This is a genomic window from Amycolatopsis sp. WAC 04197, assembly GCF_003947475.1.
GTDB classification, from domain to species: domain Bacteria; phylum Actinomycetota; class Actinomycetes; order Mycobacteriales; family Pseudonocardiaceae; genus Amycolatopsis; species Amycolatopsis japonica.
In genome coordinates this window covers 223209-244973 of record NZ_QHJK01000009.1, presented here as the reverse complement: position 1 = coordinate 244973, position 21765 = coordinate 223209, and the positions used below count along the sequence as shown (strand labels likewise).

21 protein-coding genes are annotated in these 21765 nt (G+C 69.3%); 11 read left to right on the top strand and 10 right to left on the bottom strand.

Features of this window, described 5'->3' with window-relative positions; all coding sequences use genetic code 11:
* Positions 1-19: 19 nt before the first annotated feature.
* Both DMC64_RS31140 and DMC64_RS31135 read right to left on the bottom strand, forming a co-directional pair.
* Positions 20-691: a VOC family protein gene (locus DMC64_RS31140; RefSeq protein ID WP_125736411.1), complete on the bottom strand. Its 672-nt coding sequence runs from the start codon at positions 689-691 to the stop codon at positions 20-22.
* 102 nt (positions 692-793) lie between these two features.
* Positions 794-2872 carry a phosphocholine-specific phospholipase C gene (locus tag DMC64_RS31135; RefSeq protein ID WP_037344518.1) on the bottom strand — a complete coding sequence of 693 codons (2079 nt, stop codon included), beginning with the start codon at positions 2870-2872 and terminating at the stop codon, positions 794-796.
* Between the two features lie 154 nt (positions 2873-3026).
* Between DMC64_RS31135 and DMC64_RS31130 the strand changes: the two genes are divergently transcribed.
* The 9 genes from DMC64_RS31130 (at position 3027) to DMC64_RS31090 (ending at position 14043) form a co-directional block, all read left to right on the top strand.
* A complete protein-coding gene (locus DMC64_RS31130; RefSeq protein ID WP_125736410.1) occupies positions 3027-3515 on the top strand; it encodes a hypothetical protein in 489 nt (162 codons plus the stop codon).
* 34 nt (positions 3516-3549) lie between these two features.
* Positions 3550-5649, top strand: coding sequence for a bifunctional polysaccharide deacetylase/glycosyltransferase family 2 protein (locus DMC64_RS31125; RefSeq protein ID WP_233629882.1), 2100 nt, complete (start codon positions 3550-3552; stop codon positions 5647-5649).
* Positions 5650-5733: 84 nt separating this feature from the next.
* The gene (locus DMC64_RS31120; protein ID WP_037343892.1) at positions 5734-6132 is read left to right on the top strand and encodes a DUF948 domain-containing protein; all 399 of its coding nucleotides are present in this window, start codon (positions 5734-5736) and stop codon (positions 6130-6132) included.
* Positions 6129-6437 (top strand): hypothetical protein, encoded by a 309-nt coding sequence (locus DMC64_RS31115; protein WP_037343894.1) that lies wholly within the window; start codon positions 6129-6131, stop codon positions 6435-6437. The genes DMC64_RS31120 and DMC64_RS31115 overlap by 4 nt, the downstream gene beginning before the upstream one ends.
* A 100-nt stretch (positions 6438-6537) precedes the next feature.
* Entirely contained in the window at positions 6538-9201 is a 2664-nt protein-coding gene (gene alaS, locus DMC64_RS31110; protein ID WP_125736408.1) for an alanine--tRNA ligase, read from the top strand.
* Entirely contained in the window at positions 9194-9697 is a 504-nt protein-coding gene (gene ruvX / locus DMC64_RS31105) for a Holliday junction resolvase RuvX (protein WP_043848020.1), read from the top strand. The genes alaS and ruvX overlap by 8 nt, the downstream gene beginning before the upstream one ends.
* A 347-nt stretch (positions 9698-10044) precedes the next feature.
* Entirely contained in the window at positions 10045-11490 is a 1446-nt protein-coding gene (mltG, locus tag DMC64_RS31100) for an endolytic transglycosylase MltG (RefSeq protein ID WP_125736407.1), read from the top strand.
* Between the two features lie 13 nt (positions 11491-11503).
* Positions 11504-12334 (top strand): shikimate dehydrogenase, encoded by an 831-nt coding sequence (locus DMC64_RS31095; protein ID WP_233629890.1) that lies wholly within the window; start codon positions 11504-11506, stop codon positions 12332-12334.
* A 455-nt stretch (positions 12335-12789) separates the two neighbouring features.
* The gene (locus DMC64_RS31090; RefSeq protein WP_125736405.1) at positions 12790-14043 is read left to right on the top strand and encodes a GrpB family protein; all 1254 of its coding nucleotides are present in this window, start codon (positions 12790-12792) and stop codon (positions 14041-14043) included.
* 65 nt (positions 14044-14108) lie between these two features.
* On the opposite strand, the gene DMC64_RS31085 is transcribed toward DMC64_RS31090, so the two are convergent.
* Together DMC64_RS31085 and DMC64_RS31080 are read right to left on the bottom strand one after the other, a co-directional pair.
* Positions 14109-14777 carry a TetR/AcrR family transcriptional regulator gene (locus tag DMC64_RS31085; protein WP_037344521.1) on the bottom strand — a complete coding sequence of 223 codons (669 nt, stop codon included), beginning with the start codon at positions 14775-14777 and terminating at the stop codon, positions 14109-14111.
* Positions 14778-14794: 17 nt separating this feature from the next.
* Positions 14795-15217 (bottom strand): hypothetical protein, encoded by a 423-nt coding sequence (locus DMC64_RS31080; RefSeq protein ID WP_038515630.1) that lies wholly within the window; start codon positions 15215-15217, stop codon positions 14795-14797.
* Between the two features lie 140 nt (positions 15218-15357).
* Between DMC64_RS31080 and DMC64_RS31075 the strand changes: the two genes are divergently transcribed.
* The gene (locus DMC64_RS31075) at positions 15358-16557 is read left to right on the top strand and encodes an endonuclease/exonuclease/phosphatase family protein (protein WP_125736404.1); all 1200 of its coding nucleotides are present in this window, start codon (positions 15358-15360) and stop codon (positions 16555-16557) included.
* A gap of 3 nt (positions 16558-16560) precedes the next feature.
* On the opposite strand, the gene DMC64_RS31070 is transcribed toward DMC64_RS31075, so the two are convergent.
* Together DMC64_RS31070 and DMC64_RS31065 are read right to left on the bottom strand one after the other, a co-directional pair.
* Positions 16561-17190, bottom strand: a complete 630-nt coding sequence (locus DMC64_RS31070) for a maleylpyruvate isomerase family mycothiol-dependent enzyme (protein WP_125736403.1) — start codon at positions 17188-17190, stop codon at positions 16561-16563.
* Positions 17191-17202: 12 nt separating this feature from the next.
* Complete coding sequence (locus tag DMC64_RS31065; protein WP_037343915.1) at positions 17203-17538, bottom strand: NIPSNAP family protein; 336 nt, start codon at positions 17536-17538, stop codon at positions 17203-17205.
* A 48-nt stretch (positions 17539-17586) separates the two neighbouring features.
* Here DMC64_RS31065 and DMC64_RS31060 point away from each other — a divergent pair, with 48 nt between their 5' ends.
* A complete protein-coding gene (locus DMC64_RS31060; protein ID WP_125736402.1) occupies positions 17587-18528 on the top strand; it encodes a D-2-hydroxyacid dehydrogenase family protein in 942 nt (313 codons plus the stop codon).
* Here the strand turns inward: DMC64_RS31060 and DMC64_RS31055 are convergent.
* From DMC64_RS31055 to DMC64_RS31040, 4 genes are read right to left on the bottom strand one after another with little or no spacing between them, the layout of a single operon-like run.
* Positions 18518-19342, bottom strand: a complete 825-nt coding sequence (locus DMC64_RS31055) for a serine hydrolase (protein ID WP_125736401.1) — start codon at positions 19340-19342, stop codon at positions 18518-18520. The two genes, DMC64_RS31060 and DMC64_RS31055, sit on opposite strands and share 11 nt — an antisense overlap.
* Before the next feature lie 60 nt (positions 19343-19402).
* Entirely contained in the window at positions 19403-19669 is a 267-nt protein-coding gene (locus DMC64_RS31050) for an HPr family phosphocarrier protein (RefSeq protein WP_007031200.1), read from the bottom strand.
* A 40-nt stretch (positions 19670-19709) separates the two neighbouring features.
* Positions 19710-20966, bottom strand: a complete 1257-nt coding sequence (locus DMC64_RS31045; protein WP_125736400.1) for a PTS transporter subunit EIIC — start codon at positions 20964-20966, stop codon at positions 19710-19712.
* Positions 20963-21751 (bottom strand): GntR family transcriptional regulator, encoded by a 789-nt coding sequence (locus DMC64_RS31040; RefSeq protein WP_037344522.1) that lies wholly within the window; start codon positions 21749-21751, stop codon positions 20963-20965. Before DMC64_RS31040 ends, DMC64_RS31045 begins: the two co-directional genes overlap by 4 nt.
* Between the last annotated feature and the right edge of the window lie 14 nt (positions 21752-21765).

Genomic DNA, 21765 nt, shown 5'->3' with positions numbered 1-21765 from the left:
CGGCTGCATCAGGATCGTGTTATGCCGCCGTTTCCCGTATCAGGAAGGAAAACTCGTTCCCGTCGGGATCCGCCATCTCCACCTGCCCGTCATCCCCGGAGCCGAGCCGGGCAGCGCCGAGCGAAACCAGCCGCTCCACTTCGGAAAGCGTTCCGGTCAAAACGAAACGCAGCCGGTTCGGTCCGGTCTTCGGGGTGAACGGCGGACCGCCCCACGTGATCTTCGGGCCACCGTGCGGCGAGCGGATCGCGGTCTCCTGGTCCTGGTCCCACACCAGCGGCCAGCCGAGTGCCTTGCTCCAGAAGTACCCGACCTCCTGCGAACCGTCGCTCGCGATGGCGCCGACGAAACCGCATTCGGCGAGAAAGTCGTTGCCCGGCTCGATGACGCAGAACTCGTTGCCCTCGGGGTCGGCGAGCACGACGTGCTCCTCTTCGGGAAGCTGGCCGACGTCGATATGCCGTCCGCCGAGTTCGAGCGCCCTCGCGACCGTCCTGCGCTGGTCGTCCAGCGACTCGCTCGTCAGGTCGAAATGCATCTGGTTCTGGCGGGTCTTCGGTTCGTCGCTGCGTACGAAACTCAGCCGGAAACCGGTGTCCTCGATCGCCCGGCCGAGCAGTCCGGTCCAGAACCGTTCGAGGGCGTGCGGATCGTGCGCGGCGATCCGGAGCGCGTGCAGGGTGGCGGCCATAAGCGACGCTAAGAGCGACGACGACCGGCACGCAACCGATTTAGGTCCGTGAAGGCATCCTTCCCTACTCTCAGGGTAGGGAAGGAGGCCTTCACGGAACGGTCAGCAGGAGACGCCGGGCCGCCCGTTCTCCACCCGCGCGGTCAGCGTCCGCAGGAACGACGGATCCCCGTCCGCCGTCACGCGAACGTCGTACCAGCCGCCGGAAACCGGCCAGTCCACCGTGACCGAACGCCCTGCCCCGACCCGCACGACCCGCGTGAAGCGCGAAGACGACAGCCGCAGCGTCAGCGCCGAAGTGCCCGAGTTGGACAGCTTGAACTCGACGCCCGAACGCCACGTCAGGAAGCGTGTCCGGACATCGACGCCGGCGGCGGCCCCGGACCGGCTCCCGCGCAGTTCCCACCACGACCGGTTCGGTCCCTGGACGACGACGCGGTACTCGTCACCGGCCAGCTTCACGAGTTCCGGCGCCTCGCCGCGCACGTCGCGGTGCGCGGGCTCGGCGAACTCGCCCTTGTACGGGTACAGCGCGAAATGCGCCGATGACGAGCCGCTGTTCGCCAGCGAGAGCGCCAGATTCCCCGACTTGTCCACCGCGCCGGACACCGACACCTGGTACGGCAGCGGACGGGACGGCCTGTTGCCGGGTTCGGCCACGGGCAGGCTCTGCTCCGCCGGGGCGGACGGCCGCCAGCGGCTGATCGGCGCGGGCACCGGGCCGGGCCGGTTCACCCGCGGCTGACGCCCGGCGCGCGAGAAGTCGAAGGCGCCGGTGAGGTCGCCCGCGACGGTCCGCCGCCACTTGCTGATGTTCGGCTCGGCGATCCCGGTCCAGCGTTCGAGGAACCGCAGCACCGAGGTGTGGTCGTACACGGTGGAATCGACGTGGCCGCCGATCGACCACGGCGAGACGACCGTCATCGGCACACGCGGGCCGAAGCCGAGCGGCTGGCCGTTGAAGTGGTCCGCGTCGTTCGCCGCGTTCCCGGGCGGCATCGGCGGCGGGACGTGGTCGAAATACCCGTCGTTCTCGTCGAAGTTGATCAGCAGCACTGTTTTCGACCAGGTCTCGCGGTCGGACGCCAGCGCGTCGAGCACGCGGTAGATCAGGTTCGCGCTGCCGACCGGAGTGGACGCGCCGGGGTGTTCGGAGTCCTTCGCGGACGGCACCAGCCAGCTCACCGCGGGCAGGCGCCGCGCCTGGATGTCCGCCTTGAGCCGGGTCACCAGTGTCTCCGGCTCGCTGCGGTACATCGCCTTCTCGAACAGATTCCGCTCGGCGGGCGTCAGCTTGGCGACCCCGGCGTCGAACTGCGCCAGCAGTTTCGCGCGCTCCTCGGCGGTCTTCTTGGGCAGCGCGTCGTAGAACTCCTCGGTGGTGCGGAACTTCTCCTCGACCGACGCCAGGATCTTCGTGCCGACCTTCTTGAACGGCACGAAGTACTCGACCGCGTTGTCGGTGAAGTTGTCCCATTCCTGGTAGATCTGCCACGGCACCCCGGCGGCTTCGAGACGCTCCGGGTACGTCGTCCAGTCGTAGCCCTTGTGGTCGTAGGAGTACGCCGCGTTCGTCACCGCGCGGTTCGTCGTGCTGCCCGGTTCGAAGCCCGTCGTCCCGGTCCACAGGAAGTTCCGGTTCGGGTTCGTGGAGCCGAAGATCGAGCAGTGATAGGCGTCGCAGATGGTGAACGTGTCCGCGAGTTCGTACTGCAGCGCGATGTCGCGGCGCTCGTAGTAGGTCATCGTGGCGGGCGTCTTCGCCGCGATCCAGCCGTTGTTCCAGCCGCGCGCCCACGCCTTGCCGCTGCCGTTCCAGCTGTGGTCGAGGTCGCCGAGGTACTGGATGTCGTCCGCGTTCCGGCCAGCGAGCTCGGCCGCCTTGCGCACCGAGAACGGCAGCACCGTGCCACCGGCGGGATTCGGCTGCTCGAACACCGATCTGCCCGACGGCAGTTCGAGCGGGCGCGGGTCGGAGAAACCACGGACACCGCGCAGGCTGCCGTAGTAGTGATCGAACGACCGGTTCTCCTGCATGAGCACGATCACGTGCTCGATGGCGTCGAGTCCGCCCCGCCGCATGGGTTCGGCCATGGCGGCGTGCACGGACGGCGGGAGAAGCGTGGTGGCGGCCGCGGCGCCGGTGGCGCCCAGCAACGTACGGCGTGACAGTTCAGGCATGCCGGAACCTTGTCCCAGGAACATGAACGTCACAAGAACCGAACAGGTCGACTCGGCGTCGTAGCCGGGCGGTGACACCGCGTCGATCCGCCGTTCCGGGCTTGGTCCCTGGCCGTCACTGTGTTTAGAGTATGCCGCCCGTACGAACCCCTGGATGGCCGTGTTTCCTGATCATCACAACGAAAACGAGAGTGGGGGAGACCCCGCCAGACCGGTGTTCCTCGACCCCAGCGGCCGTCGCCGCACCGTCGTCCGGCGGATCGCGATCGGTGCCTGCGCGGTCGTCGTCGGCTATGGGATCCTTCTCACGGCGGCGCTTTTCGGGGCGCCGACCCTGCCTTCCGCGTTGATCCCCGCTCCGCCTCCCGCGCCGTCGGCGACCACTGGTGCGCCGTCCGAGACGACTTCGTCCGCCCCCAGGCCCACGTCTTCACGGCCCGGATCGACCGATTCGCCCGCCACCGGGCGCGCGCCGGTGGACACGAGCGCCGGCCGGACCCCGCCGGTGAACCCGGTCCCGACCGGGGCGACGCCGCCGGGGCTCACGAGCACCTCCTCGCCGGGGATCGACCGCCGCAACAGCCGCGCCCCCGACGTCCCGCCGGGACAGACGAAGACCGCGCCTCCCGGCAACGGGCACTGACCCCGAGGAAACCCCCTTGTCCCACCATCGGCGATTGCCGCCGCCCAAAGCGCATTGGGCGCTGCTGGCGACCCTGCTGTTCGCCGTCACCGTCCTGCTGGGATTGACCGCCCTGGTCGGCGGCGGATTCGCCGCCGACGGGACACCCAGGACCGTGGCCGCGACGCAGGTCCCGGCCGCGGTACGCGACGGCGGCCCGATCATCGACCCGCGCGGGGCCGAGCCCGTCACATCCCGGCTACAGCCCAAGACCGTGGCGCTCACCTTCGACGACGGTCCCGATCCGGAATGGACGCCGCGGGTCCTCGACGTCCTCGCGCGGCACGGGATCCACGCCACGTTCTTCGTGACGGGCGGGCAGGTGACGCGTCATCCCGGGCTGACGGCGGACATCGTCCACCGCGGTCACGAACTCGGGAACCACACCGCCACCCACACCGACCTCGGCGCGGCGGGCGACGTCCGGGCGCAGATCGAACTCCGGGCCACCGACCTCGCCATCGCCGGTGCCGCCGGGACGGGGACCTCACTGGTCCGGCCGCCGTATTCCTCGACCGCCGACGCGGTGGACGACGCGGGCTGGCGCGCGGCGACCCGCCTCGGCGGCGAGGGCAGGCTGGTCGTGCTGTCCGAACTCGACTCCCAGGACTGGCGGCGGCCCGGCGTCGACGCCGTCGCCGCCGCGATCACCCCTCGGACGGACGACGGCGCCGTCGTCCTCCTGCACGACGCGGGCGGCGACCGTTCGGAGACCCTCGCCGCGCTCGACCGCGTGATCCCCGAGCTCAAGGCCAAGGGCTGGCGGTTCGACACCGTCAGCGGGGCTGCCGGGCTCACCGGGACCACGGCCGGAGTGGACGGGCTGACCCGCTTCGGCGGCTGGCTCCTGATCGCCGCCGTCCAGACGGGCGAAGCCCTCTCGACGGTGCTGGGCTGGCTGCTCGTCGCGGCGAGTGCGCTCGCCCTCCTGCGCACCGTCCTGGTGCTGGTCACCACGGCGATCCACGTCAGACGGGGCAGGGCCGCGCCCTCGCGCCCGCCAGTGCGGGAGCCGGTGACCGTGATCGTCCCCGCCTACAACGAGGAGGCCGGGATCGAGGCGACCATCCGCTCGATCCTCGCCTCCGACCACCATCCGACCTGGGTGATCGTGGTCGACGACGGGTCCACCGACGGCACCGCCGACGTCGTCGAGCGGCTCGCCCTGCGCCGCGTCACGCTGATCCGGCAACAAAACGCGGGCAAACCGGCCGCGCTCAACACCGGTCTCGCCGCCGCCCGCACCGAACTGGTGGTCATGGTCGACGGCGACACCGTGCTCGAACCCGGCACCGTGGGCGCGGTGATCCAGCCGTTCGCGGACCCCTCCGTCGGGGCGGTCTCCGGCAACGCCAAGGTCGCCAACCGCGGCGGTCTGCTGGGCCGCTGGCAGCACATCGAATACGTCATCGGTTTCAACCTCGACCGGCGGATGTACGACGTCGGCGAGTGCATGCCGACGGTGCCCGGCGCGGTCGGGGCCTTCCGCCGGTCGGCGGTGCTCGCGCTCGGCGGTGTCCCCGAGGACACCCTCGCCGAGGACACCGACCTCACGATGGCGCTGGAACGCGACGGCTGGCGCGTGGTCTACGAACAGGAGGCCCGCGCCTGGACCGAGGCGCCCGCGACGCTGGGGCAGCTGTGGAAACAGCGCTACCGCTGGTGCTACGGCACGCTGCAGGCGATCTGGAAGCACCGGGGCGCGGTCGTCGCCAAGGGCGCGGCGGGCAGGCTCGGCCGCCGTGGCATCCCGTATCTGCTGCTGTTCCAGGTGGCCTTGCCCGTGCTCGCGCCGTTCGTCGACGTGGCCGCCCTTTTCGGCGTGCTGACCGGGGACTGGAAGACGGCCTTGCTGTACTGGTCGGTGTTCCTGCTGCTGCAGCTCGTCCCGGGCGTGATCGCCTTCCGGCTCGACCGGGAATCGCTGCGCCCGCTGCTTTTCCTTCCGCTGCAACAGTTCGTCTACCGCCAGCTGATGTACCTCGTGGTGATCCAGTCGGTGATGACGGCGCTGGCGGGCGCCCGGCTGCCCTGGCACAAACTCGATCGCCTCGGCCAGAGCGCTCCGCCGAGGTCACTTGTGGACGCTGAGTGACCGTCCGGCGGGGTGGCACCGCCGGAAGGCCGCCTGCGCGGTAACCTCACGAGCACCAAGACCGCAGACCCTTGAGGAGGGCCCGTGTCGGCAGGGCAGATCGCCGCGCTGATCGCCGCAGGAGCATTCGTCGTACTCGTCGTGCTGCTGGCGATCGTGCTGTTCAAGCTCGGCCGGACCCTGGACGAGGCCACGATCGCCATCCGCAAGGCGCACGAGAACACCGACCCGCTGCTGATCGGCGCGAACGAGACGATCACGCACGTCAACACGCAGCTGGAGCGGGTCGACGGCATCACGGCCAACGCGCAGGCCGTCTCCGGCAACGTGTCCGCGCTGTCGTCGGTGTTCACCGCGACGCTCGGCGGTCCGCTGGTGAAGACGGCCGCGCTGTCCTACGGCCTCAGCAAGGCCATCAAGGCCCGCCGGAAGAAGGCGGAAGCGAAAGCCTCCCGTCCGGCGAGGAAGCGGGGCCGCAAATGAAGCGCCTGTTCTGGCTCGGCGTCGGCGTGGTCGCCGGCGTCGCCCTGTCACGCAAAGCGACGGAAACCGCTCGCCAGGCCACGCCCGCGGGGTTAGCCTCGAACCTGGGCGACGCCGTGCGGGAACTCGCGGGCGCCGTCGGTTCGTTCGGCGCGGAGGTCCGCGCCGGGATGAGCGAGCGGGAACAGGAGTTGCACGACATGGTGTCCGAACGGACCGGCTTGAGCACGGCCCCCGTGACCGAGGGCAGGCACGCGGCGCAGTCGCGGCGCCCGGTCCGGCGAGCTCGCCGGGCGGAGGGCTGATCGGGTCGCGTCCGCGACCGGAAGATCCCCAGCCCTTCGCCGTTCCCGCCTGTCCGCATTCCCAGCGCCTTCGCGCGAGCCCGTATACAAGGACGATCCCGTGGAAACACACGAAATCACCAAGCGTTTTCTGAGCCATTTCGAGAACAAGGGACATACGCGCGTCCCGAGCGCGCCGCTGATCCTCGACGACCCGAACCTGCTCTTCGTCAACGCCGGCATGGTCCAGTTCAAGCCGTACTTCCTCGGCGAGGCCCCGCCGCCGTACCCGCGCGCGACCAGCGTCCAGAAATGCGTCCGCACGCCGGACATCGACGAGGTCGGCAAGACGACCCGGCACAACACCTTCTTCCAGATGGCCGGGAACTTCTCCTTCGGCGACTACTTCAAGGAAGGCGCCATCGAGGCGGCCTGGGAGCTGATCACCAAGCCCCAGAGCGAAGGCGGCTACGGCCTCGACCCGGCGCGCATCTGGGCGACCGTCTACGAGGACGACGCCGAGGCGGCGGGTCTGTGGAAGAAGCTCACCGGCCTGCCCGGCGAGCGCATCCAGTCCCGTGACGGCAAGGACAACTACTGGGACATGGGCGTGCCCGGTCCCGGCGGCCCGTGCTCGGAGATCTACTACGACCGCGGCCCCGACTACGGCCGCGAGGGCGGCCCGGTCGCCGACGAGGACCGCTACATCGAGATCTGGAACCTCGTCTTCATGCAGGACGTGCGGGGCGACAAGAGCCCGAAGCACGGCCACAAGCCGATCGGTGAACTGCCGAAGAAGAACATCGACACCGGCATGGGCGTCGAGCGCGTGGCGACGATCCTGCAGGGCGTCGAGAACGTCTACGAGACCGACCTCGTCCGCCCGGTGATCGGCCGCGCCGAGAAGTTTTCCGGCCGCCGCTACGGCTCCGACCACACCGACGACGTCCGTTTCCGCGTCATCGCCGACCACGCGCGCACCGGTGTGCTGCTCATCGGCGACGGCGTCACCCCGGGCAACGACGGCCGCGGTTACGTGCTGCGCCGCCTGCTGCGCCGCATCATCCGCTCCGCGCGCCTGCTGGGCGTGCACGAGCCGGTGCTGCCCGCCTTCGCCGCGGTCGTCCGCGACACGATGGGCCCGACGTACCCCGAGCTGGTCTCCGGGTTCGACCGCATCGAGGACGTCGTGCGCGTCGAGGAAGAGGCCTTCCTCTCCACGCTCACCAGCGGTTCGCGCATCTTCGACCTCGCGGCCGAGGAGACCAAGCGCTCCGGTGGCTCGCTGCTGGCCGGCGACAAGGCGTTCCAGCTGCACGACACCTACGGCTTCCCGATCGACCTGACCCTGGAGATGGCGTCCGAGCAGGGCCTGACCGTCGACGAAGAGGGCTTCCGCACGCTCATGAACGAGCAGCGGCAGCGCGCGAAGGCCGACGCGGCGTCGCGCAAGACCGGTCACGGCGATCTGTCCGAGTACCGCAAGGTGCTGGAGCAGCACGGCGAGACCGAGTTCCTCGGCTACACCGACCTGCAGGCCGAGGCGAAGGTCGTCGCGCTGCTGGAAGACGGCGTGCCGGTCTCCCGCGTCGGCGCGGGCAAGAAGGCGGAGCTGGTCCTGGACCGCACGCCGTTCTACGCCGAGAGCGGCGGCCAGGTCGCCGACACCGGCGTGCTGCTCGGCGACGGCGTCGAGCTCAAGGTCCACGACGTGCAGAAGATCGTGCCGGGCCTGTTCGTGCACCGGGTCGAGGTGACCGAGGGCGAGATCGGCATCGGCAGTGCGCTGACCGGTTCGGTCGACCAGCACCGCCGCCTGTCGATCGAGCGGTCGCACTCCGCGACGCACCTGGTGCACGCCGCCGTCCGCGGCGCGTACGGCAAGCGCGCGGCGCAGGCCGGTTCGCTGAACTCGCCGGGCCGGATGCGCTTCGACTTCACCACCTCCGGCGGGGTGTCGGCCGACGTGCTCACCGAGGTCGAGGAGGAGGTCAACGACTATCTCCAGACCAACGTCGAGGTGAACACCTTCGTCACCACGAAGGACAAGGCCCTCGAACTGGGCGCGGTCGCGCTGTTCGGCGAGAAGTACGGCAACGACGTCCGCGTCGTCGACATGGGCGAGTACTCCCGCGAACTCTGCGGTGGCACCCACGTCGACCGCATCGGCCAGCTCGGCCTGGTGAAGCTCGTGGGCGACTCGTCCATCGGTTCCGGCGTGCACCGTGTCGAGGCGCTCGTCGGCACGGACGCGCTCAAGTACGTCCGCAAGGAGCAGCTGCTCGTCTCGCAGCTCGCGAACACCTTCAAGGTGCCTTCGGAGCAGCTGCCGTCGCGCATCGACGACGTGCTCACCCGGCTCAAGAACGCCGAGAAGGAGATCGAGCAGCTGCGCACCCAGCAGGTGCTCGGCTCGGCGGGCTCGCTCGCGGACAAGGCCGAGGACATCGGCGGGATCGCGGTCGTCGCGGAGAAGCTCGGCGAAGGCGTCGACTCGAACGGTCTGCGCGCGCTGGCTTCGGACATCCGCGGCAGGCTCGGCAACCGGCCCGGCGTCGTCGCGCTGTTCGCCCCGCAGGGCGAGAAGGTCGCCTTCGTCGTCGCCACCACGAAGGCGGCGCAGGAGAAGGGCGTCGCGGCGGGCAAGCTCGTCCCGTCGTTCGCCGAGGCGATCGGCGGCCGTGGCGGCGGCAAGCCGGACATGGCCCAAGGCGGGGGCACCAACCCGGCCGGGGCCGACCAGGCCATCGCCTCCCTGCGCGCGGCGGTCGCCCAAGTTGGCTGACGACGCCCCTCAGCGGCGCCCGGATCGGCCTGGGGAGTCCGATCCGGGGCGCGGCAGGCGGCTCGGGGTGGATGTCGGATCCGTCCGGGTCGGGATCGCGCTCAGCGATCCCGACCCCATCCTCGCGAGCCCGCTCGTTACCCTCACTCGCGACGCGGCGGGCGACAAGGACGTCGACCAGCTCGTCGAACTCGTCACGGAACACGACGTGGTCGAAGTCGTCGTCGGCTTGCCGAGGACGCTCAAGGACCGTCACGGCCCCGCGGCCGAAGCGGCACTCGACTACGCCGGGAAGCTCGCCGCCAGGATCGCGCCGGTACCGGTGCGACTGGCCGACGAGCGGTTGACCACGGTGACGGCATCCAGGATGCTGTCGCAGCGTGGGGTGAAGGGACGTAAGCAACGTGCCGTCGTCGATCAGGCGGCCGCGGTCGAGATCCTGCAGGCGTGGATCGACGCGGTAGCGGCACATCGCGCACGGAAGGGCGACACATGACCGAGCCCCACGGCCGGCCCGAACGCCGTCAGGGCGGAAGACGACGGTTGCGGGAGCCTGAAGAGGCCATCCAGCCACCGGCCCCGCCACGTCGACGGCCCGAGCCCCAGCCGACGGGACGACGGCACATCCGGGAGGAACCGCCCGTACGGCGTCCGTCGGAAGAACCGCCGAGGGCCCGCCGGTCACCGGAAGAGCCACCACCGCGGGCCCGGCGCGCCGCCGACGAGCCGCCGCCCCGGGCACCGCGTCCGGCCCCGGCCAGGCGGGCCCCGGAACAGGCGGTCCCTCCGCCGCCCCCCGCGCCGCAGCGGCGGTCCCTCCAGCCGGGTGACCGGGGTATCGGCATGCCCGCCTACGCCCAGGACGAGACCCCCCGTCCCGGCCGCCGCAGGCGCCGCGAGGACGACGGCCCGCTCCCGGACGAGCGGCCGACCGACATCCTCCCCGCGATCCAGGAGGCGCCGCTGGCCCGGCGCCCCGGCGCGGCTCCTTCTTCGCCGCCTCAGGGCAGCGAAGAGGAATACAACGAGATCTTCGGCGACGACGCGTACGACGACTATGACGAGTACGACGACTACGAGGATTACGAGGACTACGACGACGAGGACCGTGCCGAACCGGAACGCATCGAGGACGAGCGCCCGGAACGTCAGGGGCCGCCACCCAAGAAGCGCAAGAAGAAGCGCGCGCTGGGCTGGATCGCCGCGCTGACGGTGCTCGTCCTGCTCGCCGGCGGCGCCTACTACGGTTTCACCGAGATCTTCGGCTACGACGACTACGAGGGCACCGGCGAGAGCGACGTCCTCGTCCAGGTGGAGAAGGGCGACTCGACGTCGGCGATCGGTAACCGGCTGCAGGCGGCCGGGGTGGTCGCCAGCGGCAAGGCGTTCGTGAAGGCGGGCGAGGACAACACCGCCGTCTCGCGGCTCCAGCAGGGCTACTACGTCATGAAGACGAAGATGTCCGGGGCCAGCGCGGTCGAGAAGATGATCGCGCCCGCGTCGAAGGTCGGCCAGGTCGAAATCCGGCCGTACACCCAGTTCCACGACATCACCCAGCCCGACGGCAAGGTGACGCCCGGGGTGTACACGTTGCTGTCCAAGGCTTCTTGCGCCGACCTGAACGGCACGAGCACCTGTGTGCCGGTCGAGGAACTGCGCAAGACGATCGAGACCGCGGATCTGGCGAAACTGGGCGTCCCGGCGTGGGCCATCGAGCCCGCGACGAACGCCGAGCACAAGGACCGGCGCCTCGAAGGACTGATCGCCCCGGGTATCTACAACATCAAACCCGGCTGGACGGCCGAAGAACTGCTCACCTACGTCGTGAAGACGTCGGCGGAGCGCATCCTCAACGCCGGGCTGAGCGAGCAGTCGAAGGGCGAGGGCAAAACGCCGTACGAGACGCTCGTCATCGCGTCGATCATCGAACGCGAGGCGGTGAAGGCCGACTTCGGGAAGATCTCGCGGGTCATCTACAACCGGATCGACGAGAAGATGCGGCTCGAGATGGACTCGACGATCAACTACGTCCTCGACCGGCCGACCCTGCTCACCAAACCCGAAGAACGGGAAAAAGCGGGCGCCTACAACACCTACAAGTCGGTCGGCCTGACTCCGACACCGATCGCGGTCCCGAGCGCGGAGGCGATCCAGGCCGCGCTGAAGCCGACGGCAGGGGAGTGGCTGTTCTTCGTCAAATGCGAGAAGAACGGGCTTTCCTGCTTCGCGGTGACCTTCGAGGATCACCGGAAGAACCGGGATGACGCGGTGAGGCGCGGTGTCATCTGACCGCAAGGCCGCGATCCTCGGGAAACCGGTCGAACACTCGCTCTCGCCCGTCCTGCACGGTGCCGCGTTCCGCGCGCTGGGCCTGGACGGCTGGACCTACGAGCGGGTCGAGATGGACGGTCCGGGGCTGCCCGCGTTCGTCGACGGTCTCGGTCCGGAGTGGACCGGGCTCTCGGTGACGATGCCCGGGAAACGGGCCGCGCTGGACTACGCCGACGAGGTCACGCCACGCGCGGCGGCGGTCGGCGCGGCGAACACGCTGGTGCGCCGGGAATCCGGCTGGCTGGCGGACTGCACCGACGTCGACGGCGTCACCGAGGCGTTGCGGATCGCGGGGGAGTACTCGCCCGGCCCGGACGACGCCGCCGTCGTCCTCGGTGCGGGCGGGACGGCCGCCGCGGCCGTCGTCGGGCTGGCCTCGCTCGGCGTGCGGACGGTCCGGCTCGTCGTGCGGGATCCGGCACGGGCGGCGGAAACGGTCGAGGCGGCCCAGCGGGCCGGGCTCGACGTCGAGGTCCTGCGCTGGGCCGAAGCCGACTTCGGGAAGCTCGCGGCCGATTCGGCGGTGCTGGTGAACACCGTGCCCCCGGACGCCGTGCGGCCGCATCTCGCGGAGCTGTCCGGGATCGGATGCGTCCTCGACGTCATCTACCACCCCTGGCCGACCGCGCTCGCCGAAGCCGTCGCCGAGCGGGGCGGGCGGCTCGCGACCGGGCTGGACATGTTGCTGCATCAGGCTTTCGGGCAGTCGGAGTACTTCACCGGGCAGCCGGCGCCGCGGGCGGAGATGCGGGACGCGCTGCGTGAGGCGACCGGCGGGATCCTGTCCCTGCCGATCGGCTGAGCGGACCACGGGAGGCCAGGTCGCACGGCTCGGCGGGTGGTGAAGGCCTCCTTGAGGGACTTGGATTCGTTGATGAAGGATTTGGGACAGTGAACGTCCCCAATCCTTCATCGACAACGCTCCACCCGAGCGGGTCACGTTTGCGCAGGTAGCGGGTGAGGTGTCGGCCCGTCGGGCGGCTGGGGTACATGAAGGTCCCCTTCCTTGCGCTAGACGCAAGGAAGGGGACCTTCGTGTACCCCAGAACAGCGTCAAAAGGTCACCAATCGGACAATTCCACCGAGCAACCGTCCTCTGTGGACACCCAAGCGACATCGCTCAAGTTTCTTGCATTGACCTTCAGGGTGGAGGCCTTCACGGACCGGTGGGCGGAACCTTCTTCGGTGAAAGCGCCTGACAAGATCGCCTGGGTTCGATAATCTGGCCGACTGCCTTGAGGAAGGAACAAGGGGTCGATGCCTAAACCCGATCGAGACCACTACACCGAAGAAGACATCAACAACTCCTGGGTCGATGAGGCTCCGGTCATGAATTCCACCGTCACCCTGGCCGAGTACGACCCGGAGTGGCCTGAGCTGTTCGACCGGGAAGTCAAGCGCATCAGGGGGATCCTGGGGGAACGCGCGCTGGTCCTGGAGCATGTCGGCTCCACGTCGGTGCCGGGACTGTGCGCGAAACCGATCATCGACATCATGCTGATCGTCGCGGATTCGGACGACGAGGAAACCTACGTGCCGCAGCTGGAGGCCGAGGGCTACAAACTCGTCATCCGCGAGCCGGACTGGGAGAAACACCGCTGCTTCAAAGGTCCGGACACGAACATCAACCTGCACGTCTATTCGCCGGACAACGGCCAGACCGAGCGCTACCGCCTCTTCCGCGACCGTCTCATCGCGCACGAGGACGAGCGGAAGCTCTACGAGGCCAAGAAACGCGAACTGGCGTCGCGCACCTGGAAGTACATCCAGCACTACGCCGACGCCAAGAACGACGTGGTCGACGAGATCATCGAGCGGGCGCGCGCGGCCCAGTACGACGGGTTCGCGCGGCTCTACGCGGCGCACGCCGAGACCAGCAGCACCAACGCCCACTACGACCGTCCCGCCATCGTGGAGCTGGCCGGGGACGTGGCGGGCAAACGGGTGCTGGACGTCGGCAGCGCGGCGGGACACCTGAGCGCCCTGCTCGCGGAGAAGGGCGCGGACGTCCTCGGTGTCGACGCCAGCTCGGGCATGGTCGCCGTCGCCAGGGAGAAGTTCGGGCACGTCGCGAAATTCGAGACGGCGGACGTGTCGCGGCCGATGCCCTTCGTGGAGGACGCCTCGATCGACGTCATCACGGCGTCGCTGGTGCTGCACTACCTGAAGGAGTGGGCGCCGGCGCTGGCGGAGTTCCGGCGGGTGCTCAAACCGGGCGGGCTCCTGGTGTTCTCGGTGCATCATCCGGGTGAGGACTGGCGGTGGTTCGAAAAGCGGAACTACTTCCAGCTCGAACTCCTGGAGGACGAGTTCCCGCCGGGGCAGCAGGTCCGTTTCTACCGGCGGCCGTTGAGCTGGACGTTCGGCGCGGTGCGGGACGCCGGGTTCGCCGTCGACAGGCTGGTCGAGCCGATGCCGGACGAGGCGATCGCCGAATCGGATCCGCGGTGGTACGCGAAACTGCGGACCGAACCGCGGTTCCTGTACTTCCGGACCGTCCGGGAGTCCTGACCCACGCCGCGTTTAGTCCTCTGGATGCGGTTTTCCCCTATCGCATTCAGAGGACTAAACGCGTGTCAGGCGACGTCGTCCCGCTTCGACAGGTCCCGGATCAGCGAAACGATCTCCCGGCTGACCGGGCGCAGCACCCGCAACCGCGAAAGCCCCACCAGCCGCGCGATCAGCGGCACCGTCCGTTCCACCAGGATCCGGCTGCGTTTCTGCCCGGCGGACCGGTCGTGGACCCAGAACAGCACGACCCCCATCTGGTACAGCCACAGCAGATCGGGCAGGTCGTCGCGCAGATCCGGGTCGAGTTTGACGTCGGAGTCGGCGATGACGTCGCGCATCAGGCCGACGGAGGCGTCCCGCGCCGGCGAAGACTCCTCGCTGAACGGGCTCAGCGGCGAGTCCGGGTCGGCGGCGTTGACGAAGAACTGGGTGCCGAAGCGGTGGTACGGCTCGGCGACGTCGAGCCAGGTGAGCAGGACCGTCTTGAGCCGGGCGCTGAAGTCCCGCTCACCTTCGATCGCCTGACGCGCGGCCGTGAGGTGCGCCTTGGCGATCTCGTCGTAGAAACCCTGGATCAGCTGGTCTTTCGAGGCGAAGTAGTAGTAGGCGTTCCCGACCGACACGCCCGCTTCGGCGGCGATGGCCCGCATGGTCGTGCGGTCGTAGCCGTTCTCCGCGAACAGCCGCAACGCGGTCGCCACGATCAGTGACCTGGTTTCCTCACTCTTCGCCACCACTGCACGTTATCCGGTCAGGGCGCGGGGTGCGGAGCGGGCGCCGGGTAGCCGGGGTAGGGCGGCGGCACCGGCGCGGGCCGTTCGGTCGCGTGGCTGAGGTGCTTGCGCCGGATCCCGTTGAACACCAGCACGTTCCCGACGTGCATCACGCCGAGCACGAGCGCCACGGTGCCGACCTTGACCGACAGCATCTCGAAGACGTCGCGTGCGTCGAGGACGGTGTCGTCGCTGGTCAGGAACAGGGTCACGAAACCCAGACTGACCAGGTAGAACCCGACGACGAGCAGCTGGTTCACCGAATGCGCCAGCGCTTGTTTGTCCTGGAAGACGTCTTCCAGGAACGTCTTGCCGTGCCTGCTCAGCGTGCGCGCGACCAGCACGGTCAACGGCACGGTGATGACCAGGTAGAGCGCGTAGGCCATGACTACGGGTTGCATGGGGACCTCCTTTTGAACGTGTTCAAGAAGAACCGTAGCCCAGATTTTGAACGTGTTCAAGAGACGCTGTTCACCTGAACCACCCCCCACCGGTCACGACGGATGCGTAAGGTCGCCTCGAACTCTGGGAGGTAAGGAACGTGAAACGCATCGCCGCCGTGCTCACCTCGGGCGCCTTGCTCGCCGGGACGCTGCTGGCCGCCACACCGGCGGAAGCCGCCGCCGGGCAGAACGTCCGCTTCGCGACGTACAACGCTTCGCTCAACCGCGGGGCCGCCGGTCAGCTCGTGACCGACCTGTCGCAGCCGGGCAACGCGCAGGCGAACGAGGTCGCCGAGGTGATCCAGCGCAACCGGCCCGACGTGCTGCTGATCAACGAATTCGACTACGTGCCCGGCAACCGCGCCGCGGACCTGTTCCGCGAGAACTACCTGATGCGCGGCCAGAACGGCGCCGCCCCGATCGACTACCCGTACGCCTTCACCGCGCCCTCGAACACCGGCGTCGCGACCGGTTTCGACCTCGACCGCGACGGCAAGGTCGGCGGCGGCAACGACGCGCACGGCTTCGGTCTCTTCGAGGGCCAGTACGGCATGCTCGTGCTGTCGAAGTACCCGATCGACACCAAGAGTGTGCGGACGTTCCAGAAGTTCCTCTGGAAGGACATGCCGGGCGCGCTGCTGCCCGACGACCCGGCCACCCCCGCGCCGAACGACTGGTACTCGCCGCAGGCGCTCGACGTGCTGCGCCTGTCGTCGAAGTCCCATTGGGACGTTCCGATCCGGGTCGGCCGTTCGACCGTGCACTTCCTGGCCGCGCATCCGACGCCGCCCACCTTCGACGGTCCCGAAGACCGCAACGGCACCCGCAACAACGACGAAATCCGCTTCTGGGCGGACTACGTGACCCCGGGCAAGGGCCGCTACATCCACGACGACCGCGGCCGCCGCGGCGGGCTGGGCGCGCACGAGAAGTTCGTCATCGCCGGCGACCACAACTCCGACCCGCTCGACGGCGACAGCGTCCCAGGCGCCATCTCACGCCTGCTGAACGCGCCGCGCGTCATCGAGACCCGGCCGGGGAGCGAAGGCGGCGTACGGGCCGCTCAGGACCAGGCGGGCGCCAACATCGGCCAGAAGGGCGACCCGTACTTCGACACCGGCGACTTCAACGACAAGGCGCCGGGGAACCTGCGGATCGACTACGTCCTGCCGTCGAAGGGCCTGTTCCCCTGGCGTGCCGAGGTCTTCTGGCCGCTGCCCGATTCACCGCTGGCCCGGCTCAACGACGCCTCGGACCACCACCTGGTGCGCGTCGACGTGTTCGTCCCGCGCTGGTAGGACTCAGCGGGCGCCGAGCAGCGCCGCGCCCGGGCCGGTCAAGGTGGCCAGCCCGGTGCTCCGGCCGCTCACGGACAGGAGCAGGTCGACGAGCGGGCCCCGGACTTCCTCGGGGCCCGTTCCGCCGGTCCAGTCGGCGTCCGTGGCGATCAGCCGGAGACTCTTGCAGCGTTTCTTCGCGCCCCAGAACGGGCTGACGAGCAGGTGCTCCAGCGCCGCGATGGCGGGCTTCTCCGGCATCGGCCGCGCGATACCGAGCGGGCGGGCGACGTCCTGGCCGTGGATGAGCACGTCGGCGAGCGGGTCGATCGGTTTGGCGCCGGGCGAGCGGCGGGCCGATCCGGCGTCCTCGCGGATCTGGGCGACGAGTTCGGCGGGGGAGAACCGGGCGGCGTAGGCGATGGCCTGGCCGGTGTTCATCCGGTCCCAGTTCCCCTTGGCCTTCACGATACCGGCGAGGGTGTCCTTGAGCCGGTTCCTGGTCGTCTGCGCCAGATGGCCCGCCATCGCGTGGACCGTCCACTCCGGACACAACGTCTTCGCGGACCAGTCCTTGTCGTCGAGCCCCTCCAGCAGATCGGCGAAGCTCAGCCGCTCCGCTTCGGTCCAGGCCAGGATCCCGCCCTCGTGCATCCGTTCCTCCAGTCACCGTTGTCCGAGCGCCTTGACCGCCTCTTCGGAGGTCTCCATGACGATCGTGTGGTAGCTCTCGATCCGCGAGACGATCGCCTCGCGCGGGCCCGTCAGCCAGGCCTCACTGCCATAGAACTCGCGTTCCTGCCGTTCGTGTTCTTCGAGAGAGCCGAATGCGCGGATCAGGTAGGCCTCTTCGTGTCCGTCCTCGGCGACCAGCGACCGTCCGAAGTCGACGACCCGCAGCCCGGCGCGCTCCAGCAGGGGAACGGACTCTTCGCGCATCACGCGGAGGAATTCCTCGCTCGTCCCGGGCTGCAGCCGGTAGGTGCGGACTTCCAGGATCATGGTGGCCTCCCCAGGCATGGTCTCGGCGCCGACTCTAGCCTGGGGAGCATGAAGATCGCGATTCTCGACGACTACCAGGAAGTGGCGCTCGGTTTCGGGGACTGGGACTCCCTCGGCGCCGAGATCGAGGTGTTCACGAAGCCGTTCGCGGATCCCGCCGACGTGGTGGGCCGCCTGCGCGACTTCGAGGTCGTGGTGGCGATGCGCGAACGCACCCGCTTCCCCGCCGAAGTCCTCGACCGGCTGCCCGCGCTCAGGCTGCTGGTGAGCACCGGCCACCGCAACGCCGCGATCGACGTGGCCGCCGCCCGGCGCAACGGCGTGGTCGTCTCGTCCACCGGGTACATCGCGGCCCCCGCGGCCGAGCACACCTGGGCGCTGATCCTCGCCGCCGCGCGGAACGTGCCGGTGGAGTCGCGGAACATGCGTGAGGGCGGCTGGCAGACCACGGTCGGCACGATCCTGTCCGGCAAGACGCTCGGGCTGCTCGGGCTCGGCAGGCTCGGCGCCGGCGCGGCCAAGATCGGCCAGGCGTTCGGCATGGAGACCATCGCGTGGAGCCAGAACCTCACCCAGGAGAAGGCCGACCCGCACGGGGTGACCGCGGTGTCGAAGGACGAACTGTTCGCCCGCGCGGACGTCCTGTCGGTCCATCTGGTGCTCAGCGGCCGCAGCCGCGGGCTGGTCGGCGCGCCCGAACTCGCCGCGATGAAGCCGACGGCGATGCTGGTCAACACCTCGCGCGGACCGATCGTGGACGAAGCCGCACTGGTGGACGCCTTGCGTCGCAAGGAGATCGCGGTCGCCGCACTGGACGTCTACGACGTGGAGCCGTTGCCGTCGGAGCATCCGTTGCGGACACTGGACAACGTCGTGCTCACCCCGCACATCGGCTACGTCACCCGGGAGGCCTACGAGATCTTCTACCGCGACGCGGTCGAGGACATCGCGGCCTTCCAGGCGGGTTCGCCGATCCGTGTCATGGAGTAGAGCCGCGCAGCTCCGCCAGCACGGCGTCGGTGTAGGGCGGCCAGACCTCGGCCGCCCACGGTCCGAAGGCGCGGTCGGTGAGCGCGACGCAGGCCGCACCGGCGTCGGGGTCGACCCAGAGGAAGGTGCCGGACTGCCCGAAGTGGCCGAAGGTCCGCGGCGAGCTCGACGAACCGGTCCAATGTGGACTCTTGTGATCGCGGATCTCGAAGCCGAGGCCCCAGTCGTTCGGCTTCTGGTGGCCGAAACCGGGCAGGACGCCGGAAAGGCCGGGGAAGACCACGGAAGTCGCCTCGCGCACCGTTTCGGCGGCGATGAGCTTCGGGGCCTGCAGTTCGGCGGCGAACGCGACCAGGTCGTCCACAGTGGACTCCGCGCCCGAAGCGGGGGAGCCGGTCAGTTTGGTCGCCTTCATGCCCAGCGGCTGGAAGAGCGCCTCCGCCTGATAGTCGGCGAAGGGGATGCCGGAATGCTCGGTGAGCGCGTCGGCGAGCTGTTCGAAGCCGGCGTTGGAGTACAGGCGCCGGTTGCCGGGCGCGGCCATCGCCTTGTGCTCGTTGAAGGCCAGGCCCGAGGTGTGCGCGAGCAGATGCCGGATCGTGGAGCCCTCCGGCCCGGCGGGGGTGTCGAGCTCGACGACGCCCTCTTCGATGGCGATCAGCGCGGCGTAGGCCGTGAGCGGTTTGGTCACCGACGCCAGCCGGTACACCTTCGTCGGGTCGCCGTGCGTGCCCAGCACGTCACCGGCGGCGGTCACCACGGCCGTGGCGGCGTTGTCCACCGGCCACTGTTCGATCCTGCGCACGCTTTCCATGCCAACACCCTACGAAGCCCGGGCCGGTCGGGGCGGCCCGGGCTTCGGCAGGGATGGGGATCAGGCGTCGAGGTCGGTCGCCACCAGCTCGGCGATGGCGTCGACGGCCGCCTCGGCCCCCTCACCCTCGGCACTGATGATGACCTCGTCGCCGTAACCGGCGGCGAGCGTCATCAGGTTCAGCACGCTGCCGGCCGCGACCGGGTCACCGCCCGCCTTGGCGATGTGCACCGCGACGGGCTGCGCCGCGGCCGCCTTGGCGACCGTCGCCGCGGGCCTGGCGTGCAGGCCCACCTTGCTGGCCACGGTGACGCGTTTCTCCGGCATGTTCTTTCCCTTTCGTGCCTTTGGTTCTGCTGAGCTGAAACTACTTGACGGGCTTCGCCGCGGTGGCTTCGAGATCGGCCTCGATGGCGTCGTCCTCGCGGCCGGGGGTCCGCAGGTTCCACTTCTTGATCACGAACCGGAAGATCACGTAGTAGACGACCGCGTAGGCGAGACCGATCGGGATGAGCAGCCAGACGTTGCTGCTCGCCGCCGGGAGACCGCTGTTGAGCGCGAAGTCGATCGCACCGGCCGAGAAACCGAAGCCGAGGTGGATGTCGAGCGCGTTCACCAGTGCCAGCGACGTACCGGTCAGGACCGCGTGGATCAGGTACAGCGGCCACGCGACGAACATGAACGAGAACTCGATCGGCTCGGTGATACCGGTCAGGAACGAGGTCAGCGCACCGGCGATCATCACACCGCCGACGATCTTCTTCTGGCTGGGCTTGGCGCTCTGCCAGATCGCCAGCGCCGCGGCGGGGATGGCGAACATGAAGATCGGGAAGAACCCGGTCATGAAGGTGCCGCGGGTCGGGTCGCCCTCGAAGAACTTCGTGAGGTCACCGCCGTCGAAGATGAACCACACCGGCACGTTCAGCAGCTGGTGCAGACCGACCGGGATCAGCAGGCGGTTGAGCACACCGTAGATACCGCCACCGACCACCGGGGCGCCGGTGACCGCTTCACCCGCGGCCTGGATGCCGTCGTTGACCCAGTGGAAGACCAGGCCCAGCGGCACGGCGAGGACCATCAGGGTCACCGCGGTGATGATCGGCACGAACCGGCGGCCGCCGAAGAAGGCCAGGTACGGCGGCAGCTTGATGCGGTAGAACTTCTGCCACAGCAGGGCGGTGACCAGGCCGACGATCACACCGGCCAGCACGCTGTAGGGCCACTTCATCGGGTTGAGCATCAGGCCCGCGGGCTTCTCGGGGTTCCAGCCGGGCAGCTCCGAGAACGGCGCGAAGACCTGGAGGACGCTGGTGAACACGAAGAAGCCGACCACGGCGGCCAGCCCGGTCGCGCCGTCGCTCTTCCGGGCGAAGCCGACGGCGATACCCACCGCGAACAGGAGCGGCAGCCAGCTGAACAGCGAGTTGCCGGCCGCGCCGAGAACCTCGGCCACTTTGTTCCAGCCGAGCCCTTTCTCGCCGAGCAGGTCGGGTTGGCCGAACCTGTTGAGGAGCGCGGCGGCGGGCAGGGCGGCGATGGGGAGCATGAGGCTACGGCCGAAGCGCTGAAGCCCGGCCAGTCCCTTGCCTTTGCCCTTCGCCCCCTCCGCGGTGGTGGAGCTCATCGGGTACCTCCGTAGTGAGGATGGTGACCGGAATCCGGGGTGTTCCGGTCCAGCTGCATGGTGACCTGGTAGTGATCGCCCCGGTACCAGGAAGTCATGTCTTCGATCGGTTCCCCGTTGACGCTGGAGACCCGGCGGAAGACAAGAAGCGGACTGCCGGCGCGCATGCCGAGCAGGCGTGCCGTTTCGCGGTCCGCGGATTCGGCCCAGACCGTCTGCCACGCGTGATCCGGGCGCAGGTCGTACGACTGAGCGAGTTGGACGTACAACGATCGGGTGAGATCGAGGTCGAGCAGACCGGGCATCCGGCCCGCGTGATACCAGCCGCGTTCGACCGCCAGCGGCACCCCGTCGGCACGGCGGAGCCGGACCAGGTGGTGCGCCGGGGTCCCGGCGGCCAGGCCGAGGGCGTGCGCCGAGGGGGCGGGCGGGACCTCGGTGGCGGTCTTGACGACCTCCGTGGTCGGCGTCATCCCGCGACGGCGCATGTCCTCGGTGAAGGACATCAGGTAGAGCTGCAGTTCCATCCGCCTCGCGGCGGTGAACGTCCCCTTGCCGCGCACCCGCGACAAGAGCCCTTCTTCGACCAGCTTGCCGATCGCCGAGCGGACCGTGAGCCTCGACACCTGGTAGGTCTCGGCGAGGTCACGTTCCGAGGGGATCGGCGAGCCGGGGGGTAGCTCACGCTCCACCGTGCGGCGCAGAATCTCCCGCAGCTGGGCGTGCTTGGGCGTCGGTCCGTTGATCACACGGTCGGACGGCGGCAGCTGCGCCGAAGCGCTCATGACGGTCACCGTCC

Excerpts from the sequence above, each read along its gene's own strand:
- mltG (WP_125736407.1), top strand. The coding sequence starts at position 10,045 with ATGCCCGCCTACGCCCAGGACGAGACCCCCCGTCCCGGCCGCCGCAGG.
- DMC64_RS31050 (WP_007031200.1), bottom strand. The coding sequence starts at position 19,669 with ATGCCGGAGAAACGCGTCACCGTGGCCAGCAAGGTGGGCCTGCACGCC.
- DMC64_RS31080 (WP_038515630.1), bottom strand. The coding sequence starts at position 15,217 with ATGCAACCCGTAGTCATGGCCTACGCGCTCTACCTGGTCATCACCGTG.
- DMC64_RS31065 (WP_037343915.1), bottom strand. The coding sequence starts at position 17,538 with ATGATCCTGGAAGTCCGCACCTACCGGCTGCAGCCCGGGACGAGCGAG.
- DMC64_RS31130 (WP_125736410.1), top strand. The coding sequence starts at position 3,027 with ATGGCCGTGTTTCCTGATCATCACAACGAAAACGAGAGTGGGGGAGAC.
- DMC64_RS31060 (WP_125736402.1), top strand. The coding sequence starts at position 17,587 with ATGAAGATCGCGATTCTCGACGACTACCAGGAAGTGGCGCTCGGTTTC.
- DMC64_RS31115 (WP_037343894.1), top strand. The coding sequence starts at position 6,129 with ATGAAGCGCCTGTTCTGGCTCGGCGTCGGCGTGGTCGCCGGCGTCGCC.
- DMC64_RS31140 (WP_125736411.1), bottom strand. The coding sequence starts at position 691 with ATGGCCGCCACCCTGCACGCGCTCCGGATCGCCGCGCACGATCCGCAC.
- DMC64_RS31045 (WP_125736400.1), bottom strand. The coding sequence starts at position 20,966 with ATGAGCTCCACCACCGCGGAGGGGGCGAAGGGCAAAGGCAAGGGACTG.
- DMC64_RS31090 (WP_125736405.1), top strand. The coding sequence starts at position 12,790 with ATGCCTAAACCCGATCGAGACCACTACACCGAAGAAGACATCAACAAC.
- DMC64_RS31040 (WP_037344522.1), bottom strand. The coding sequence starts at position 21,751 with ATGAGCGCTTCGGCGCAGCTGCCGCCGTCCGACCGTGTGATCAACGGA.
- DMC64_RS31070 (WP_125736403.1), bottom strand. The coding sequence starts at position 17,190 with ATGCACGAGGGCGGGATCCTGGCCTGGACCGAAGCGGAGCGGCTGAGC.
- DMC64_RS31135 (WP_037344518.1), bottom strand. The coding sequence starts at position 2,872 with ATGCCTGAACTGTCACGCCGTACGTTGCTGGGCGCCACCGGCGCCGCG.
- DMC64_RS31055 (WP_125736401.1), bottom strand. The coding sequence starts at position 19,342 with ATGGAAAGCGTGCGCAGGATCGAACAGTGGCCGGTGGACAACGCCGCC.